19 protein-coding genes are annotated in these 19,156 nt (G+C 27.8%); 15 read left to right on the top strand and 4 right to left on the bottom strand.

Annotation, left to right across the window (positions count from 1 at the left end; translation table 11 throughout):
* Positions 1 to 175 precede the first annotated feature (175 nt).
* The 5 genes from FRIFI_RS12805 (at position 176) to FRIFI_RS12785 (ending at position 6,105) form a co-directional block, all read left to right on the top strand.
* Positions 176 to 2,398, top strand: a complete 2,223-nt coding sequence (locus tag FRIFI_RS12805; protein ID WP_092923335.1) for an ATP-dependent helicase — start codon at positions 176 to 178, stop codon at positions 2,396 to 2,398.
* Between the two features lie 237 nt (positions 2,399 to 2,635).
* On the top strand, positions 2,636 to 3,934 hold the full coding sequence (locus tag FRIFI_RS12800; RefSeq protein ID WP_166506042.1) for a M18 family aminopeptidase: 1,299 nt from the start codon (positions 2,636 to 2,638) through the stop codon (positions 3,932 to 3,934).
* Between the two features lie 16 nt (positions 3,935 to 3,950).
* A complete protein-coding gene (locus FRIFI_RS12795) occupies positions 3,951 to 4,700 on the top strand; it encodes a patatin-like phospholipase family protein (protein WP_166506041.1) in 750 nt (249 codons plus the stop codon).
* Between the two features lie 148 nt (positions 4,701 to 4,848).
* Positions 4,849 to 5,442: an AAA family ATPase gene (locus FRIFI_RS12790; RefSeq protein WP_092923344.1), complete on the top strand. Its 594-nt coding sequence runs from the start codon at positions 4,849 to 4,851 to the stop codon at positions 5,440 to 5,442.
* 138 nt (positions 5,443 to 5,580) lie between these two features.
* Positions 5,581 to 6,105 (top strand): peptidylprolyl isomerase, encoded by a 525-nt coding sequence (locus FRIFI_RS12785; protein WP_092923347.1) that lies wholly within the window; start codon positions 5,581 to 5,583, stop codon positions 6,103 to 6,105.
* A 288-nt stretch (positions 6,106 to 6,393) separates the two neighbouring features.
* Here the strand turns inward: FRIFI_RS12785 and FRIFI_RS12780 are convergent, their stop codons facing one another.
* On the bottom strand, positions 6,394 to 7,308 hold the full coding sequence (locus FRIFI_RS12780; protein ID WP_166506040.1) for a manganese-dependent inorganic pyrophosphatase: 915 nt from the start codon (positions 7,306 to 7,308) through the stop codon (positions 6,394 to 6,396).
* A gap of 591 nt (positions 7,309 to 7,899) precedes the next feature.
* On the opposite strand from FRIFI_RS12780, the gene adhE reads away from it, so the two are divergent.
* Positions 7,900 to 10,536, top strand: coding sequence for a bifunctional acetaldehyde-CoA/alcohol dehydrogenase (gene adhE, locus FRIFI_RS12775; RefSeq protein WP_166506039.1), 2,637 nt, complete (start codon positions 7,900 to 7,902; stop codon positions 10,534 to 10,536).
* A 74-nt stretch (positions 10,537 to 10,610) separates the two neighbouring features.
* Here the strand turns inward: adhE and FRIFI_RS12770 are convergent, their stop codons facing one another.
* A complete protein-coding gene (locus FRIFI_RS12770) occupies positions 10,611 to 10,946 on the bottom strand; it encodes a hypothetical protein (protein ID WP_092923356.1) in 336 nt (111 codons plus the stop codon).
* 214 nt (positions 10,947 to 11,160) lie between these two features.
* The gene (locus tag FRIFI_RS12765; RefSeq protein WP_092923359.1) at positions 11,161 to 11,412 is read right to left on the bottom strand and encodes a hypothetical protein; all 252 of its coding nucleotides are present in this window, start codon (positions 11,410 to 11,412) and stop codon (positions 11,161 to 11,163) included.
* Positions 11,413 to 11,555: 143 nt separating this feature from the next.
* Between FRIFI_RS12765 and FRIFI_RS12760 the strand changes: the two genes are divergently transcribed.
* The 7 genes from FRIFI_RS12760 (at position 11,556) to FRIFI_RS12730 (ending at position 16,969) form a co-directional block, all read left to right on the top strand.
* The gene (locus FRIFI_RS12760) at positions 11,556 to 12,284 is read left to right on the top strand and encodes a YkgJ family cysteine cluster protein (protein ID WP_092923362.1); all 729 of its coding nucleotides are present in this window, start codon (positions 11,556 to 11,558) and stop codon (positions 12,282 to 12,284) included.
* 12 nt (positions 12,285 to 12,296) lie between these two features.
* Entirely contained in the window at positions 12,297 to 13,208 is a 912-nt protein-coding gene (locus tag FRIFI_RS12755) for an MBL fold metallo-hydrolase (protein ID WP_092923365.1), read from the top strand.
* Positions 13,209 to 13,265: 57 nt separating this feature from the next.
* Positions 13,266 to 14,066, top strand: a complete 801-nt coding sequence (locus tag FRIFI_RS12750; RefSeq protein WP_092923368.1) for a GTP pyrophosphokinase — start codon at positions 13,266 to 13,268, stop codon at positions 14,064 to 14,066.
* A gap of 121 nt (positions 14,067 to 14,187) precedes the next feature.
* Positions 14,188 to 14,880: a metallophosphoesterase gene (locus FRIFI_RS12745; RefSeq protein ID WP_092923369.1), complete on the top strand. Its 693-nt coding sequence runs from the start codon at positions 14,188 to 14,190 to the stop codon at positions 14,878 to 14,880.
* Positions 14,881 to 14,969: 89 nt separating this feature from the next.
* Positions 14,970 to 15,776: a hypothetical protein gene (locus FRIFI_RS12740; protein WP_240275518.1), complete on the top strand. Its 807-nt coding sequence runs from the start codon at positions 14,970 to 14,972 to the stop codon at positions 15,774 to 15,776.
* Between the two features lie 112 nt (positions 15,777 to 15,888).
* A complete protein-coding gene (locus tag FRIFI_RS12735; protein WP_092923372.1) occupies positions 15,889 to 16,452 on the top strand; it encodes a 5' nucleotidase, NT5C type in 564 nt (187 codons plus the stop codon).
* 31 nt (positions 16,453 to 16,483) lie between these two features.
* Entirely contained in the window at positions 16,484 to 16,969 is a 486-nt protein-coding gene (locus tag FRIFI_RS12730; protein WP_092923374.1) for a hypothetical protein, read from the top strand.
* 89 nt (positions 16,970 to 17,058) lie between these two features.
* Here FRIFI_RS12730 and fba read toward each other — a convergent pair whose 3' ends face one another.
* Positions 17,059 to 17,922 carry a class II fructose-1,6-bisphosphate aldolase gene (gene fba, locus FRIFI_RS12725; RefSeq protein ID WP_092923376.1) on the bottom strand — a complete coding sequence of 288 codons (864 nt, stop codon included), beginning with the start codon at positions 17,920 to 17,922 and terminating at the stop codon, positions 17,059 to 17,061.
* A 174-nt stretch (positions 17,923 to 18,096) separates the two neighbouring features.
* Here fba and FRIFI_RS12720 point away from each other — a divergent pair, with 174 nt between their 5' ends.
* Both FRIFI_RS12720 and FRIFI_RS12715 read left to right on the top strand, forming a co-directional pair.
* Positions 18,097 to 18,426, top strand: coding sequence for a DUF1904 domain-containing protein (locus FRIFI_RS12720; RefSeq protein ID WP_092923379.1), 330 nt, complete (start codon positions 18,097 to 18,099; stop codon positions 18,424 to 18,426).
* The gene (locus FRIFI_RS12715) at positions 18,426 to 19,148 is read left to right on the top strand and encodes a pseudouridine synthase (RefSeq protein WP_092923382.1); all 723 of its coding nucleotides are present in this window, start codon (positions 18,426 to 18,428) and stop codon (positions 19,146 to 19,148) included. Before FRIFI_RS12720 ends, FRIFI_RS12715 begins: the two co-directional genes overlap by 1 nt.
* The last annotated feature ends 8 nt before the right edge of the window (positions 19,149 to 19,156 follow it).

The raw sequence follows: 19,156 nt of genomic DNA, 5'->3' as shown, positions 1-19,156 counted from the left end.
ATATAAAGTATGGTATAGTATAATTTCATTTAATAAATAAATTATATTTTTATAATATCCATTTTAGAATAATTAGATTATGGAGATTATCAAAATATAGGACTGATTTAAAGTTTGAATAAATATTTATTATAGATTAAAATATAGTTATAGGAATAGCGACAGGAGGAAAATTATGAATTTAGATACATTAAATCCTGCCCAGAGAGAAGCTGTAGAAAAAACAGAAGGACCGGTACTTATACTAGCTGGAGCTGGGTCAGGGAAAACTAGAGTTTTAACAACGAGAATAGCACATCTTATAGAAGATAAAGGTGTACAAGCCCCAAATATATTAGCAATAACATTTACAAATAAAGCTGCTAATGAAATGAGAGAGAGAGTAGAGGAAACTTTAGGAACAGATACAAAGGAAATGTGGATAAGTACTTTCCACTCTTGCTGTGTGCGTATACTAAGAAAAGATATAAATAGAATCGGATACAATAGAAGTTTTGTTATATATGATAGTGCTGACCAAGTTACCTTAGTAAAGGACTGTTTAAAAGAGTTAAATTTAAGTGATAAAGTATTTGAACCTAAGGTAATAATAAGTACAATATCAGGGGCAAAAGATAAGCTGTATAGCCCATCACAATTTAAAGATATGCATAGACATGATAATAGAATGAGTAAGATTGCAGATGTATATGCACTATATCAAGATCGTTTAAAAAGAAATAGTGCTTTAGATTTTGATGATTTAATATATAAAACAGTAGAACTTTTAAAATCTGAAGAAGAAGTTTTAGAATTTTATAGAAGTAGATTTAAATATATAATGGTAGATGAGTATCAAGATACAAGTAAAGCTCAATATGAACTAATAAAATTATTAGCAAAGGAACATCAAAATATATGTGTTGTTGGAGATGATGACCAAAGTATATATGGATGGAGAGGTGCGGATATAAGAAATATACTTGAGTTTGAAAGAGACTATGATGATGTTCATGTTGTTAAGCTAGAACAAAACTATAGATCTACTCAAGTTATACTAGATGCAGCAAATACTGTTATATCTAATAATATAGAAAGAAAAAGAAAGAAACTTTGGAGTGAGAAAAAAGAAGGAGAGCTAATAAAGATACAACTATCTGAAAATGAAATAAATGAATCTGATTTTGTTGCAGATATGATAGCTAAAATAGCAAGAGAGCAAGGTAGAACTTATAAGGACTTTGCTGTACTTTATAGAGCTAATGCTCAGGCTCGTCCAGTAGAAGATGCACTTAATAGAAGCCAAATACCATATAATATATATGGTGGAACAAAATTCTATGAAAGAAAAGAAATAAAAGATTTACTAGCATATTTAAGGGTTATACAAAATCCTCAAGATGATATATCTTTAAAGAGGATAATAAACGTACCTAGAAGAGGTATAGGTCTTAGAACTATAGAAAAAATAGAAGATAGAGCTAGTTTAAAGCAAGAGAGTATGTACTCTGTACTAATAGATATAGATACAAATTCAGATATATCAACAAAAGCTAAAAATAGTATAAATGGATTTGTTGATACAGTAGGAACACTTAGAACTATAAAAGAAGTATATCCTGTAAGTAAGCTTATAGAGAAAGTATTAGAGACTACAGGATATATAGATGAGCTATCTAAGGACAAAAGTGAAGAAGCTCAAGATAGAATTGATAATCTAAAAGAGTTTATATCTATAGCATTAGAATTTGAGCAAAGTAGCGAAGAAAAAGATTTACAAACATTCTTAACAGGTGTTGCACTTTCATCTGAATCTAGTGAAGATGAAGAGATAGAAAAAGTATCATTAATGACTATACACACATCAAAAGGGCTAGAATTCCCTGTTGTATTCTTAATTGGTATGGAAGAGGGATTATTCCCAATATCTAGAGCTGTAAGGTCAATGAGTGAGTCAGATATAGAAGAAGAAAGAAGACTTTGCTATGTTGGTATAACAAGAGCAAAAGAAGTTCTTTATATGACATTAACTCAAAGAAGAACTTTATATGGAAAAACTAATCCATCAATAGCATCTAGATTTATGGAAGAATTACCAGAACAATGTATAGAGAAGCTTAACAAAGTAGAAAAAGAATTAACTTACTCAAAGGCTAATTATAATGTATTAGATAAGTACAAACAAAAATATATGAACACTATGAATAAGTCCACAGTTGCTAAAAAAGTAAATGCGACTATAAAAGATACTAAAAAAGAAACTGATATAGATGATATAAAGCTAGGAGCAAAGGTACATCATCCAAAATTTGGAGAAGGTACTGTTGTTGGTATGATGGGCTCTGATGTTACAATAGCATTTAAAGAACAAGGAATTAAAAAAATAAATAAAGAATACACAACATTAGATGTATTATAGTAAATAAAAAATAAAGGATATATTTATATATCCTTTATTTTTATTTAAATAATATATTTAAAAAGCTTAGGTTAACTATATAACACATTAGAACTCACTAAGTTAATGACAAATATAAATATAGTAAATCTTTATTTTAAAGATTAAAATACTCTGTTTAAGATTGGGAAAATTAGTATTATAATATATTTATAATGTAGAAATACATTAATTTACATTTACTAGGGAGGCTACAAAATGGAACAAAAGAGATTTGCTAAAGATTTAATAGATTTTATTTATAAAAGTCCAACATCATTTCAAGCAGTAGAAACATCTATAAAGCTTTTAGAGGATAATAACTTTAAAGAATTAAAATTAGATGATATATGGAACATAGAAGTAAATGGGAAGTATTATGTAACAAAGAATTCTTCTGCTATAATAGCCTTTGAGGTTAACTCTAATAACATAGAAAAAGAAGGATTTAGAATAGTAGGTTCTCATACTGACTCACCTACATTTAGAATAAAGCCAAATGCTGAAATGTGTTCTGAAGGTACATACTTAAAATTAAATACTGAATGCTATGGTGGACCAATATTAAATACTTGGTTAGATAGACCTTTAGCCATAGCTGGAAGGGTTGTATTAAAGGGAGAAAGTATATTAAATCCAGTAGAAAAAATGGTAAATATAAATAAACCAATATGTATCATACCAAATATAGCTATTCATTTAAATAGAGGAGTAAATGATGGATATGCACTAAATAAACAAAAGGATATGTTACCTTTAGTAGGTCTTATAAACGAAAGTTTAGAAAAAGATAACTTCTTAATAAATGAAATAAGTAAGTCACTAGGTATAAATAAGGAAGAAATATTAGACTTTGATTTATTCTTATATGAATATGAAAAAGGTTCTTTAATGGGTCCTAATGAGGAGTTTATATCAACAAGCAGATTAGATAATTTATCAATGGCACATGCTAGTTTACATGCACTTATAAATGCTAATGGTAAAAATGGTGTAAATTTAGTAGCTGTATTTGATAATGAAGAAGTAGGAAGTTCTACTAAACAAGGTGCAGATTCTAATATGTTATTAAACATACTAGAAAGAATATGTATATCTTTAGGTAAATCAAGAGAAGAATTCTTTACAGCATTATATTCTTCATTTATTATATCAGCTGATTTAGCACATGCAGTGCATCCAAACTTAGGAGAAAAGCATGACCCAACAAACAAACCAGTAATGGGTAAAGGACCAGTTATAAAGATAAATGCAAATCAAGCATATACAAGTGATGCCAGCTCAATATCTATATACAAAGCTATATGCAAAGAAGCTAACGTTAAGTATCAAGAATTTGTAAATAGATCAGATGAAAGAGGAGGAAGTACTATAGGGCCAATTTCATCAACACATATAGATATACCATCTGTTGATGTAGGTTCACCAATACTTGCAATGCACTCTATAAGAGAATTAGGAAGTGTAAAAGATCATTATAGTATATATAAGACATTTAATAAATTTTATGAAATATAAATAGGAGATGAGACAGATGAAAATAGGATTATGCCTTTCTGGAGGAGGAGCTAAAGGAGCTTATCAAGCAGGAGTTATAAAGGCTCTTTATGACAGAGGGTTAGATTTTAGTGCAATATCGGGAACATCTATAGGAGCAATTAATGGATATTATATATTCACAGGAAATGTTGAAAAGTTAGAGGATATGTGGACAAATATAGAAATAGATCCTGCAAACGATATCAAAATAATAGATAATACTGTGGATAATTCTTATGTGATAGAAGGATTAAAAACTTTAGAAGTAAGTAAAGAAGCGGAAATAGACTTTTATGTTAATTATATAGAAATAAAAAATAAAAATCTAAATGAAAAGGTAATGAATATAAAAGATGTAGATAAGTCTAAAGCTTTAGAAAGTATTAAGTATAGTTCTTTATTACCATGTAACCCAAAAGCAACTTTACCGCTAGGACAGCAGTTTATGAAAGATGTAAGTGAAGGGCTATATGATGGATTTAATCTTGATGGAGGATTAGTTAATAATACATTAATACAGCCATTAGTAGAACAAGACTTAGATAAAATAATAATAATAGATACACATACAGAATATGAACTACCTGCAGAAATAAGCGATAAATTTGGTAAAGACAATATTTTTATAATAAAGCCTAAAAAACCTTTTGAAAAAAATGCTACATTAAGATTTGAAAAAGAATTTTGTAAAAAAATATACAATGAAGGATATGAAATAGGAAAGAATTTTTCTATGCACATATAAAATAGTTCTTTTTAGAGTAAATATTAAAATATGAACATTTCTATGTAAATATATAGAATTGTATCAAAAACATTGAATAAACTGCTAAATATTAGTATAATATAAAAGTTCCTTAAAAAGAATATAAATTATGGAGTTGATATAAATAATGGCAACTAAGAGAATAGCAGTTTTAGGTGGGCCTAGATGTGGTAAAACTACACTAATACAACACCTATACGTTGAAATGAAAATAGCAGGATTAAATGTAGGATATGCTTTAGAATACTCAACTGATTATTTAAAAGATAAGGGTATGATAGAGACTATATCTGAACAATACGGAATATACTTAGGGCAAAAGAGAATAGAAGATGAGTTATCAACATTTGATTATGCTCTAACAGACTATGCTACTTTCGTACCTTACATATATGGAAGATTTATGTTAGGAAATAAGGAAAGAAGTAAAAAAGAAATACAAATACTTAAAGATTTATACTGTCTAGCAATAGAAGATATACAAAACTATGACACTATAATATATGTGCCACGAGAGTTTGGATATGTGCAAGATGGTGTAAGATGGCAAGATGAAGAAATCGCTCTTAAAATAGATGAAGCTATATTAAGTTTCTTAAAAGCTGAGAATGTAAACTTTGTAGAAGTTAAAGGCTCTACAAAAGAAAGAGCTAAGCAAATATTAGAGTTATTAGATATAAAATATCAAGATACTCCACAATTAGATGGAGAAGAAAAATAAGCTACTATTATATAGTAGCTTATTTTACTTATACAAAAATAATTACTTTATAATTCAAATATGTAGAGAATTATTTCAAAGTTAGTATATAATAATAAATAGAAAATACATAAAGATAAGAAGAAAGGAATTAAAAAAATGGAAACTAAAAACCCAATAGTAACTATAGAAATGGAAAATGGAAAGAAAATAGTAGCTGAATTATATCCCAATATAGCTCCTAACACAGTTAAAAACTTTGTAACACTAGTAAACCAAGGATTCTACAACGGAGTAGGGTTCCACAGAGTAATAGAAGGATTTATGATACAAGGTGGATGCCCTAATGGAAATGGAATGGGTGGACCAGGATATTCTATAAAGGGAGAATTCAGAGGAAATGGATTCACTAATAACTTAAAGCATGAAGCTGGAGTATTATCTATGGCTAGAACTATGGCTCCAAACTCAGCTGGATCACAATTTTTCATAATGCATAAAAATTCTCCACATTTAGATGGACAATATGCTGCATTTGGTAGAGTAATAGAAGGAATGGACGTTGTTAATGAAATAGCTACAACTGCGACAGATAGAGCTGACAAGCCTAAGACTCCTCAAATTATGAAGTCTGTAACAGTGGAGACATTTGGAAAAGATTATTCAGATGTTGAAAAATGCTAGTTAGTTTCTAAAAGGTAAAAAATAACTATTTACAATCTAACTAAATTATTTTAAAATATTATAAGGTTTAATCCTAACCGAAACACACAAAACACACAAAATACAGAAATTAAACCATTTTATTAATCTACATTATTTATAAGTAGACGATTTAAATTTATAACATATGAAAAAGGAGCTAATCTATATTAAAGATAGCTCCTTTTTCTATATATTAAATATATTATAGTAAACAAAAAAGTATTTATAAAAGATTATAAAATCATTATAAATACTTTTTATTTATTATTATAAATTATTCTTAATAGCAGAAGTTAAATTTGGAACTAATTGTTTCTTTCTAGAAACTACACCCTCAGCAAATACTCCTTGATGAGCTTCAACATTAAATGCTTCAGATATTACTTTATCTTCAGCTTTGTATATTAGGTAAGAACCTTCTTTTATTATGTCAGTTATAGCAAGAACTAACATATCGTAATCAGTAGAGTTTATATAAGATAAAAATTCATCTTTTTTATCAAATATAGAATCTATATCTAAAGTGAATACTTGACCTATACCAACTCTTTTTCCACTCATATCAAATTCTTTAAAGTCCATATTAACTATTTCTTCTATGCTGTATTCATCTAGTGAAGTACCAGCTTTAAACATATCCATAGCATAGCTTTCCATATCAACATCAGCTATTTTACTTAATTCCTCACAAGCTAACTTATCTTTTTCTGTAGTAGTTGGAGATTTAAATAATAATGTATCTGATAATATAGCAGATAATAAAAGTCCAGCTATATGTTTTGGAACCTCAACATTATTTTCTTTAAACATGTTGTAAATTATAGTACAAGTACATCCAACAGGCATTACTCTAAATGATATAGGTACATCTGTAGTTATACCACCTATTTTATGGTGGTCAATTATTTCTACTATATTAGCATTTTCTATGCCATCTGCACTTTGAGCGTATTCATTGTGATCAACTAAAACTACATTTTTATTAGTTAAATCATCTATATTTAATATTTGAGGAGCTTCAACATTGAAGTGATTTAAAGCGTATTGAGCTTCTTTTCTTACCTCCCCTAAAGCATAAGCAGTAGCTTCTTCACCTAATTGATTTTTTAGGTAAGCTAACGAAATTGAAGAGCATATAGAATCTGTATCTGGATTTTTATGCCCGAAAACTAATAATGTCATACAAAAAACTCCTTTCGCAAAATTATGTATTAATTTAAAAAATAAACCTCTATATAAGAGAATAAAACACTATATCTATAATTAATAGTACTAAAATTTAATATACATTATAAATATATTTGTTAATAACAAAGATATTATATCAAAATAACTAAAAAAATTGTTCAAAAAATAAAAAATTTAAAAAAGTATATTATATTATTGCCAATTTTAGTAATAGCAATAACAAATAGTGTATTACTATGAAAATATATAGTATATTGAAATATTATTAAAATAAGTAAATTAAAAATTACTATAATAATATTTGATCTAATGTAAAAATGCAAAAATAAATAGTTTGATTAAAAATTAACTATTGTAATTAAATGAATTTTAAATACTTAAAGTAAGATTTTAAAATAAATTTAAACTTATAAATAAAGATGTAGAAAATTAAAATAAATTATAAAAACGATTTCATAAAACAAATAAGATAAAAATTTAACAAAAAATATTGACAGTTTTATCTATGTGATGTATTATCTAAACATAGATAGTTTGTTAAATAACTAACACAGTTTTATATAAATTGCCTGGGAGGAAAGCATAATGACTAAAGATTTAAAAAAAGTTAAAAATGTAAAAGAAAAGCAAGAAATAACTGTAGAAAGTATGATAAACGATTTAGTAACAAAAGGAAATAAGGCTAAAGAGGAAATGTTAAAATTAGACCAAGAAGCGGTAGACAAGATAGTAAAAGCTATGGCTAAGGCTGGTCTTGATAAGCATATAGAACTTGCACAAATGGCAGTAGAAGAAACTGAAAGAGGAATATTTGAAGATAAAGTAACTAAAAATATATTCGCTACAGAATATGTTTATAATAGTATAAAATATACAAAAACTGTTGGTGTAGTAGAAGAAAATGATGAAGAAAACTACATGATGGTTGCGGAACCAATAGGAGTTATAGCAGGTGTTACACCTGTTACTAATCCAACTTCAACAACAATGTTCAAATCATTAATAGCTATAAAAGGAAGAAATCCAATAATATTTAGCTTCCATCCATCAGCTCAAAAATGTTCAGCAGAAGCTGCTAGAATTTTAAGAGATGCAGCTATAGAAGCTGGAGCTCCAGAAAATTGTATACAATGGATAGAAGAACCATCATTAGAAGCATCAAGTGCTTTAATGAAAAATAACAAAGTAGCATTAATATTAGCTACTGGTGGACCTGGAATGGTTAAGGCAGCTTACTCTTCAGGTAAACCAGCCTTAGGGGTTGGGGCAGGAAACGTACCTTGTTTTATAGAAAAATCAGCAGATATAAAACAAGCCGTTAACGATTTAATATTATCAAAAACATTTGACAATGGAATGATATGTGCTTCAGAGCAAGCAGTTATAATAGAAGAGCCAATATACAATGAAGTAGTAGATATAATGAAGGGATACAATTGCTACTTTGTAAACAAAAAAGAAAGAGAATTATTAGAAAAAACAGTTATAAATCCAGAAACTAAAACATTAAATCCTAATATAGTTGGGCAAAGTCCTTATAAGATAGCTCAAATGGCAGGATTTGAAGTACCTAAAGATGCTAAAATGTTAGTAGCTGAAATAGAAGGTGTAGGTATGGATTACCCATTATCAAAAGAAAAGTTAAGTCCTGTACTTGCTTGCTTAAAAGTTAAAAATGCTGAAGAAGGAATACAAAGATGTGTAGAAATGACTGAATTTGGTGGATTAGGTCACTCAGCGGTTATACATTCAGAAAATGATGACATAATACTAAAATTTAGCGAGAAAGTAAGAACAGGAAGATTATTAGTAAATGCGCCATCTACTTTCGGAGCAATAGGAGATGTATATAACGTGAATACACCATCATTAACACTAGGATGTGGATCTATGGGTAATAACTCAACTACAGATAATGTATCAGCGGTAAATTTAATAAACCTTAAGAAAGTTACTAAGAGAAGAGTAAATATGCAATGGTTTAAAGTACCTGAAAGAATATATCATGAAGTTGGATCTATACAATACTTAGAAAAACTACCACAAGTTGAGAGAGTAATGATAGTTACTGATAGAATGATGGTTCAATTAGGATATGTTGAAAAATTACAATATCATTTAAGAAAAAGAAGAAACCCAGTTATGATAGAAGTATTTGCTGATGTAGAGCCAGATCCATCTGTTGATACAGTGTTAAATGGTGCTGATGCTATGAGAAAGTTCAAGCCAGATACTATAATAGCTTTAGGTGGAGGATCTGCAATGGATGCTGCTAAAGGTATGTGGTTATTCTACGAAAATCCAGAAGCAGACTTTGAAGATTTAAGACTTAAGTTTATGGATATAAGAAAGAGAATATATAAATTCCCTAAATTAGGAAGACAAGCTAAGATGGTGGCTATACCAACTACTTCAGGAACTGGTTCAGAAGTTACTTCTTTCGCAGTTATAACTGATAAAGTTAATAATATTAAATATCCTTTAGCTGACTATGAGTTAACTCCAGATGTAGCTATAATAGATCCTACATTTGTAATGTCTGTGCCAGCAGCTGTTACTGCAGATACAGGATTAGACGTATTAACTCATGCTATAGAAGCTTATGTTTCTGTAATGGCAACTGATTATACAGATGCTTTAGCTATGAAAGCTATACAAATGGTATTTGAATATCTACCAAAATCATATAAAGGAGCAAATACTCAAGAAGGTAAAGAAGCTAGAGAAAAAATGCACAATGCATCTTGTATGGCAGGGATGGCATTTGCCAATGCATTCTTAGGAATTAACCATTCATTAGCTCATAAGTTAGGATCAGAATTCCATATACCTCATGGTAGAGCAAATGCTATATTATTACCATACGTAATAGAGTACAATGCATCTATGCCAACTAAGTTTGCTGCATTCCCAAGATACAAATCTTTTGTAGCAGATAAGAAATATGCTGAGATAGCTAAGATGTTAGGATTAAAAGCTAACACTACAGAAGAAGGAGTTAAGAGCTTAGTAGAAGCTATAAGAAACTTAATGAGAGAATTAAATATGCCAATGACTATAAGAGAATGTGGTATAGAAGAAAAAATATATATGGGAGCTATAGAAAAGTTAGCATTAGATGCTTTTGATGACCAATGTACTCCAGCTAACCCAAGACAACCATTAGTATCAGAGTTAGTAGAAATATATAAGACAATATATGGAGATAAGAAAACTAAGTAAATAGTTCAAAAATTAAGAAAGTATATTGAACATTAAAATATAAAATAAAGAGGGGCCTTATTAAGGCTCCCTCTTTATTTTATAGACTTGTACATAACAACTTTTTCATATTCATTTTTTATGCTTATTATAGAATTAGAGATATTAATTTCAAAATTGGCAAAAGCAGAGAATAAATCAATGTCTCTCATTAAATGCATAGTAATAATATCGCTCTCTTTGTTTAATCTTAATATAATAGACCTAACAAATGGAAACTGTACTCTTGAATTAAAGAAATTTGAGTCTTCTAGTTTAATATCTAAGCTGCGATAGTTTAAGTCTATAAATAAGTCTAAATCATTTTCTTCTTCCCTTATGACTCTGTATTCAAAGTCTGTATCTAAGTTTAATTTACCGAAAGTTACCATTTTACAACCTCTTCTACCGAAAGTTTTTTTATATATTATACATTATAGAATGATAGCTAACTATACATTTGTAAAATGTTTTGAAAAATAAAAAGCCTTCGTTGGGGGAACGAAGACTTAATTTGGGGGAGATTGAGTTAAATATTTAATTTTATATTACTATTATGGACAGATAACTTTAATCTATACATAAATTTATAAAATATTTTTAAATCTATCTCTTCTTGTTTATAAACTTAGGTCCAAGGTATTTTCTTATATCGTCATCAGATGAAAAATCATCTATAAGAATTTCTCTACCACTTTCTTCTAGCACAACTAGAACTTCACAGTCACCTTGTAAGAAGAACTTTCTAACTGTTTCTTCTCTAACTTCCCTAACTTTAGTTATATTTTTCTTTTGTTTTTCATAATCCTTTGTATAATAACTATCCATCATGTTTATTATTTTTGTATATCTAGTCATGATTACCTCCTGTATGTTAAATTGAATATTTATTTCTTAAGTAAATATTTTTCTTCACTTAACTAATTCGTATCACACTAATAAAAAGTGTGATATAATAAGTTTTTGTATTAACCTAATAATTATAACAAGGAGTAATAATAATGGCTAGTATAAATAGAAATGATATTTTAAATTGTATAAATTATTGTAAGGAAAATGAGCTGTTTGATAAGTTAAATGATACTTACAAATCACTACCAAGTGGAGATTGTACTGGCTGTGGTAATTGTTGTATGGAATCAGTAGGTATAAATTTAATTGAATTTATTAATATATATAGCTACTTATTAGACAAAGATGAATTAAGAAAGACAAGTTTAAGTAAAATTATAGACTACTATTTTTTAGAATTTACTAAAAAGAGTGCGTGTCCATTTAAAGATGAAAATAACAGATGTTTAATATATGAAGTGAGGCCACTAAATTGTAGAATTTTTGGTCATTGGAAAAAAGAGGATTATAATAAAAATTTATCAAATATAACTAAAAGGAATAGAGAATATAGTGATCTTATGAAATCAAAGTATGGATTTGATATAAGTGAAAAAGTTGTTAATTACAAAATAAAATACTGTGAGGATTTTAAACCCCAAAATGGATATTTAGATAAATCGACTAGATTAAGTTTTGCAGATGAGCTAATGATACTAGATTCTAAGTTATATTCTAAAGGTATTATAGATATAGATTTTAAAGATAGAGGTATAGTTGAATATTTTATAGAAGCTTTATTAAAAGATGATACTGCTTACAATATAAAAATAAGATTATCAAAAGATGAAGAGGTAAGAGAGATAGCATTAAAAAGATTAAAAAAGATACTATTATAATTAGGTGATTAAATGGAGCTTAAAAAAATAAAAGGAAACACATTTTATATAAAGGGTGGAACTAACACTGGTGTTTATATTTTTGATGATAATAAAGCTTTGATAATAGATCCTGGGTTAGCTGGTTCAAGACCTAAGAGAATTATAAATATGTTAGAAGAAAAAAATATCAAGGTAAATTTTATAATAAATACACATGAACATGATGATCATTATGGAGCGTGTAACCAATTTAAAGAGTATTATAATGATATTTGTATATTATCATCAGATGAAGCTAAATTATATATAGAAAAGCCTTATCTATTTGGCAAATATATAATGGGTGGTAAATATAATAGATTTTTTGTGGATAAATTAAAAAATAAATCATTAGATGAAATAAAAGTAGATAAAATAGCAAAAGAAGGAAGTCTGTTATTAAATAATGAAGAATTTGAAATAATAGATTTAAAGGGACATACTGAAGGAAGCATAGGAATATTAACTAAAGATAAAGTTTTATTTACTGGAGACCTTCTAATAGGCTTAGATATGCTTAAAAAGTATGATTTCTTATTTTTGTATGATATAAAGAAAGAAATAGACTCAATAATGAAATTAAAAGAAATAGATTTTGATTATTTAGTCTTAGGGCATAGTAAAGAAGTAATAAGTAAAAAAGATTCTAAGTTTATAACAGAAATGCATTTAAATGCTATTGATAAGTACTTAAATAAAGTAAGAGAAGATTTAAATGTACCAATAACGTTAGAAGAATTATTAAAAAAAATTATAATAGATAATAATTTAAAGTGCAATTATAAAGAATATCATTTTTTTAAGTCATCTTTAGTTTCGATGATAAGCTATTTAGCTGATTTAGATGAAATAGACTATATATTAAATGATGGAGAATTGCTTTATTGTACCAAAAAAAAATAAATTATGCTAAAATAGATATGTTAAAAAAGACTCAAAATAAGATAAAGGGTGAGTACGATGGAATTTGAAAAATGGGATGAAATACTAACACCTTATGACCATGCAGTAGAAGAATTAAAAGTTAAGTTTAAGAATATAAGAAAAGAATTCTTAGCAAAAGGAGAATACTGTCCTATAGAGTTTGTAACAGGAAGGACTAAAAAAATAGCTTCTATAATATCTAAATCAAAGCGCCTAGGAATTGAAGATATAGAGGGTGAGATGGAAGATATTGCAGGTATAAGAATAATGTGTAAGTTTGTAGAAGATATATATACAGTAGTTGAACTTATACAAAATAGATGTGATATGAGTATAGTATATGCAAAAGATTATATAAAAAACTTTAAGGATAGTGGATACAGAAGTTATCATGTTATAATAAAATATCCTATAAATACGATAGCAGGTTCAAAAGAAATATTGTGTGAAATCCAAATAAGAACTTTAGCTATGAACTTTTGGGCAACTATAGAACATTCTTTAAAATATAAATATGAACATTACATACCAGAGGAATTAGCAGTTAGATTAAGAAGAGCATCTGATGCAGCATTCCTATTAGATCAAGAAATGAGCGAGATAAGAGAAGATATAATGAAAGCTCAAGTTATGTGCCAGGTAAAATCAGTTACAGTAAGAGATGTACTTAGTAAGATTCAAGAATTATATAATCTAGGAGAAACACATAAAGCGCTTATATATCAAAGAAGGCTAGATAAAATAGATAATGAACAAGATATAGAAGAAATATTACATCTTCAAAGTGAGGTAGATAATTTATTAGAATTTTACAATAACAATAATAAAGTTAGATAGAGGTTATCCATATTCATGGATAACTTTCTTTATATAATAGTATAGTAATTGAATTTAAATTTAAACTATAGGTATTAATATAGAATATATAAGAAAAGCTACATAAGAAAGGAAAAAAGACATGAACTTATATGCAATAGGAGATTTACACTTTTCAACATCAGTAAATAAGCCTATGGATGTTTTTGGAAAGAATTGGATAGGTCATGAGGAAAAGTTAATAGAAGACTGGAAAGAGAAAGTAAGTGATGAAGATTTAGTATTAGTATTAGGAGATACTTCTTGGGGAATAAATCTAGACGAAGCAAGAAGTGATTTAGATATAATAGATAATTTGCCGGGGAAAAAGATATTTATAAAAGGCAATCATGATTATTGGTGGACTACTGTAACAGCATTAAATAAGCAGTATGATAATATGAACTTTTTACAAACTAATTTCTATGAATACAAAGATTATGCTATTTGTGGAGGAAGAGGATGGATATGTCCGAATGATTTTAAGTTTGATGAAAATGACGCTAAAATATATAAGAGAGAAGAAAATAGGATAAGAATATCTTTAGAAGCTGCTAAGAAGAAAGGACATACTAAATTTATAGTTATCACTCACTATCCTCCTACTAATGATAAACTTGAAGAATCGTTATTCACTAAATTATATGAAGAATATAAAGTTGAAAAAGTTATATATGGACACTTGCACGGAAAAGAATCATTTAAAATGGGATTAAGAGGTGTAAGAAATGGAATTGAATATATATTAGCATCTTGTGATTACACTGATTTTAAATTAATAAAAATATTAGATTAATAATCTTAAAATTGTAAATACTATTATATATGGTTAAAATATGAAAATTGGGGGATTTTTGTTTAAATATACAAAAGAAGGAGATGTTAATGATGAGATGGATATTAGTATTCTTATTTTTGTATCTTATCCCCTTGATAATATTATTTAGAAATTATAAAAATTTGAGAAGATCGTACATATATAGTAGTATTTATGTTGTATTAGTTACAATGATAGTAGCAACAAATCTTTATATGAGTGGATTAAATAAAATCAGAGAAGCTATATATTATTACAGTTATGTTAATGATGAGCCATACGAATATAAGGATAATGTAGGCAAAGAAGAGAATATTGATGAAATTTATAAAGTAGATAAGCAAGACAGTGAAGTGTATGAAAGTAAAGGAGATAAATCAAATGAAGTAGCACTAGAATCAAAAGAAGTAGAATTAAATCAGGATAAAGAAGTAGAAGTTATTAAAAAAACTGATAAAGAAATAATTAGTGATTTCAAAAAAGAAATTTACAATATAGAAAGAAAAGCATTAATTCCTATGAGGGATTGTATTCCTTATACAAAAAATATATCTGAGAGTATAAAAAAATTACCGACTATAGAAAATGACTTAAAATATGCCAGCAAAAAATGTAAAGAAGTTATAGAACTTTATGAAAGTATGGATATACCTAGTCTTTCAGATGAACAATATACTACAATACTAAGCAATGCAAGAGATGATGTTAAAAAGGCTTATGAGCTAAGAGAAAAGGCTATGAACGAGTCTATAAACTTAGTAGAAAGTAAGAATCCAAAATATATTGGAAAAATAACAGAGTATTTAAGCTTATCTGATGAGCACATAGCAAATTTTAAGGATAGAATAGATAAGCTAAGTCTAAATATAAAATAACAAAAGCTTATCTTTTATGATAAGCTTTAAATATACTATAATGCATAAATTTTGATTTATAATATAACATATGATATAATTTTCGATTATAACGTTAATCAGGGAGGTATGTATGGGAAGATTAAATATATGTATAGATATAGATGGAACTATAACAAGTCCATATCATTTTATTCCGTACTTAAATGAGATATATAATAAAAATATAAAAGAAGAAGAATGTGTAACTTATAACTGGGAACAATTATATGGTGATACCATGGATGAAATATTAAATAAATTCCATAGTAGCTGTATGCATTCTTATGAAGAAGCAGAAATAGTAGAATATGCTAAGGACGTTATAGAAAAGTGGTTAGCTAATAGCCACAACTTATATTTTGTAACGGCAAGAGATAAAAGTCTTACAGAGATAACTACAAGATGGTTAAACGATAAAGGATTTTCTGATATAGATGTTCACTTATTAGGTAGTCACGATAAAATAGCTAAAGCTAAAGAATTAGAATGCAATATATTTATAGAAGACAATCCATCAAATGCAATGCAACTTGCAAGTGAAGGTATGAAAATACTACTAATAAATACCAACTACAATCAAGGTGTAGAACATGATAATATAACAAGAGTAGACACTTGGAAAGACATAGATAAATTCATAGAATTGTACAAGTAAACATAGCAATACTATAGGGGGAGGTGGTCTTATGGTCGAATTAAAAGTAGAAAATCGAAAAGGCAATATAAGCATAAATAGCAATGATGTTAAAGAAATCATCAAAATAAGACCAGATATAGAATATACAAGAGATATATCAAATACAATTAATCAAGATGGTATAATGGCATTTGACTGCAAACTGTCTCAAGATGTATTTAATATGCAAGATATAGAAGATGTACTAGATGAAATAGGAGAAGACTTAGACGAAAGCTATTTCCAAGTATTATTTGAAGATGTAAGAGCATATTTAAAAGATGCTACAGATGAAATTGAAGAAGAACTTCAGGATAAATATTTATTTGATAATGTAAGATGTTTCTTTGATATTTATAATATAGATGAATCTTTTACAGATTTTAAATTTGTATTTTTAGTTAGCTTCAAGGATATAAAAATAGCATCATTAGCTAACCTATCTAAAATAGTAGGAAAAAGACAGTTAGTAGGAGCATCAAAATTCTATAGCTAAGGATTATAAATAATATAAAAGATTAATATAGAAATAAAAAAGAGCATCTGTATACAAAGATGCTCTTTTCATTTAATTTTTAAAAGGAATTAAGCTTTATTTATTGATCCGAATAATTCCATTTTTTCTTTAACAGTAGTTTTTATAGATTCAAACCCTGGAGCTAAAAGCTTACGAGGGTCAAATCCTTTACCTTCTAAGTCTTTACCAGCTTCTATATACTTACGAGTAGCATCAGCAAATGCTAATTGACACTCAGTATTAACGTTTATTTTAGAAACACCTAATGATATAGCTTTTTGTATCATTTCAGCAGGTATACCAGTTCCTCCGTGTAATACTAATGGCATGTTTCCTGTAGCATTATTTATAGCAGCTAAAGCATCAAAGTTTAATCCAGCCCAATTTTCTGGATATTTACCATGTATATTACCTATACCAGCAGCTAGCATATCTATTCCTAAATCTGCTATTAATTTACATTCAGCTGGATCTGCAACTTCACCAGCACCAACAACACCGTCTTCTTCTCCACCTATAGAACCAACTTCTGCTTCTAAAGAAAGACCTTTAGCATGAGCTAATTCAACCATTTCTTTAGTTTTAGCTATATTTTCTTCGATTGGATAGTGAGAACCATCAAACATTATTGAAGAGAAACCAGCTTCCATAGCTTTTTTAGCTCCATCGTAGCTTCCGTGGTCTAAATGAACAGCAACTGGAACAGTTATGTTTAATTCTTCCATCATTCCTTCAACCATATTGACTATAGTTTTAAAACCACACATATATTTAGCAGCACCTTCAGATACTCCTAATATAACTGGAGAATTGTTTTCCTGAGCAGTTAATAATATTGCCTTAGTCCATTCTAAGTTATTTATGTTGAATTGACCTACTGCGTATTTTCCTTCTCTAGCTTTTTGTAACATGTCTTTAGCTGAAACTAACATATATAAACCCTCCATACAATTAATTATTAAAAATAATCAAATATAAAATTTACCCATCAATTAATATTATAACCCTAATACAAAAAAAGTACATAGTAAATTGTAATAACTAGTAATTAAAAGTATAATAATATCTATAACTAAATAAATTTTAAGAAAAGAGAGGAATTATATATGCCACAAATAAAAGTAAGAGGTATAAATGAAAATGATATATGTAAAATAAGTGAAAATATGATAGATAAATTAGTGGAAGCAGTAAAATGTCCTAGAGATTATTTTGAAATAGAATGTATAAAATCTGTAGCAATAAGAGACGGAAAAATAGCAGATGTATATCCATTTGTGGAAGTAGCTTGGTTTGATAGAGGACAAGAAGTCCAAGACACAGTAGCTAAAATAATAACAGATAGTATAAGGGATGGATTAAAAGTAGAAAGTATGGATTTAGCATTTACTGTTTTTGAAAAGGAAAAATACTATGAAAATGGAGAACATTTTTAATGGCTAAAAAATTACGTATAGATAAAATACTTTCTAATATAGGATATGGTAGTAGAGCGGAAATAAAAAAATACTGTAAGCAAGGTATGATATCTGTAAATGGAAAAAATATAAATAATCCAGGGATTCAAGTTGACCCAGAAAATGATAAAATACTTTTTAATGGAGAAGAAGTAAACTATAGAGAATTTGTGTACATAATGTTAAATAAACCAGATGGATATATATCGGCGACTTTTGATAAGCATGACCCAATAGTATTAGACTTAATAGATTCATCATACTATGTTTTTGAACCATTTCCAGTAGGTAGGTTAGACAAAGATACAGAAGGGCTATTGGTATTAACAAATGATGGACAACTTGCACATAGGGTATTATCACCAAAAAAGCATGTACCAAAAACTTACTATGCTAAAATAGAAGGAATTGTAACAAAAGAGGATGTAGTTGCTTTCTCAAAAGGAGTTACGCTTGATGATGGATATGAAACTATGCCGTCACAACTTAAAATATTAAAGAGTGATGAAATATCAGAAATAGAACTTACTATACATGAAGGAAAATTCCACCAAGTTAAAAGAATGTTTGAGAGTGTAGGTAAAAAAGTAGTATACTTAAAAAGACTGTCTATGGGAAAATTAGAGCTAGATAAAAATCTAGAGCTAGGAGAATATAGAGAATTAACAGAAGATGAAATAAAATTATTAGAAGAAAGATAACAATTGAG

It is taken from the genome of Romboutsia hominis, assembly GCF_900002575.1.
Taxonomy (GTDB): Bacteria; Bacillota; Clostridia; order Peptostreptococcales; family Peptostreptococcaceae; genus Romboutsia_C; species Romboutsia_C hominis.
This window is presented reverse-complemented; position numbering and strand designations above follow the sequence as displayed.

Coding starts and splice junctions, on each gene's coding strand:
- FRIFI_RS12805 (WP_092923335.1), top strand. CDS start 176: ATGAATTTAGATACATTAAATCCTGCCCAGAGAGAAGCTGTAGAAAAA.
- FRIFI_RS12800 (WP_166506042.1), top strand. CDS start 2,636: ATGGAACAAAAGAGATTTGCTAAAGATTTAATAGATTTTATTTATAAA.
- FRIFI_RS12795 (WP_166506041.1), top strand. CDS start 3,951: ATGAAAATAGGATTATGCCTTTCTGGAGGAGGAGCTAAAGGAGCTTAT.
- FRIFI_RS12790 (WP_092923344.1), top strand. CDS start 4,849: ATGGCAACTAAGAGAATAGCAGTTTTAGGTGGGCCTAGATGTGGTAAA.
- FRIFI_RS12785 (WP_092923347.1), top strand. CDS start 5,581: ATGGAAACTAAAAACCCAATAGTAACTATAGAAATGGAAAATGGAAAG.
- FRIFI_RS12780 (WP_166506040.1), bottom strand. CDS start 7,308: ATGACATTATTAGTTTTCGGGCATAAAAATCCAGATACAGATTCTATA.
- adhE (WP_166506039.1), top strand. CDS start 7,900: ATGACTAAAGATTTAAAAAAAGTTAAAAATGTAAAAGAAAAGCAAGAA.
- FRIFI_RS12770 (WP_092923356.1), bottom strand. CDS start 10,946: ATGGTAACTTTCGGTAAATTAAACTTAGATACAGACTTTGAATACAGA.
- FRIFI_RS12765 (WP_092923359.1), bottom strand. CDS start 11,412: ATGACTAGATATACAAAAATAATAAACATGATGGATAGTTATTATACA.
- FRIFI_RS12760 (WP_092923362.1), top strand. CDS start 11,556: ATGGCTAGTATAAATAGAAATGATATTTTAAATTGTATAAATTATTGT.
- FRIFI_RS12755 (WP_092923365.1), top strand. CDS start 12,297: ATGGAGCTTAAAAAAATAAAAGGAAACACATTTTATATAAAGGGTGGA.
- FRIFI_RS12750 (WP_092923368.1), top strand. CDS start 13,266: ATGGAATTTGAAAAATGGGATGAAATACTAACACCTTATGACCATGCA.
- FRIFI_RS12745 (WP_092923369.1), top strand. CDS start 14,188: ATGAACTTATATGCAATAGGAGATTTACACTTTTCAACATCAGTAAAT.
- FRIFI_RS12740 (WP_240275518.1), top strand. CDS start 14,970: ATGATGAGATGGATATTAGTATTCTTATTTTTGTATCTTATCCCCTTG.
- FRIFI_RS12735 (WP_092923372.1), top strand. CDS start 15,889: ATGGGAAGATTAAATATATGTATAGATATAGATGGAACTATAACAAGT.
- FRIFI_RS12730 (WP_092923374.1), top strand. CDS start 16,484: ATGGTCGAATTAAAAGTAGAAAATCGAAAAGGCAATATAAGCATAAAT.
- fba (WP_092923376.1), bottom strand. CDS start 17,922: ATGTTAGTTTCAGCTAAAGACATGTTACAAAAAGCTAGAGAAGGAAAA.
- FRIFI_RS12720 (WP_092923379.1), top strand. CDS start 18,097: ATGCCACAAATAAAAGTAAGAGGTATAAATGAAAATGATATATGTAAA.
- FRIFI_RS12715 (WP_092923382.1), top strand. CDS start 18,426: ATGGCTAAAAAATTACGTATAGATAAAATACTTTCTAATATAGGATAT.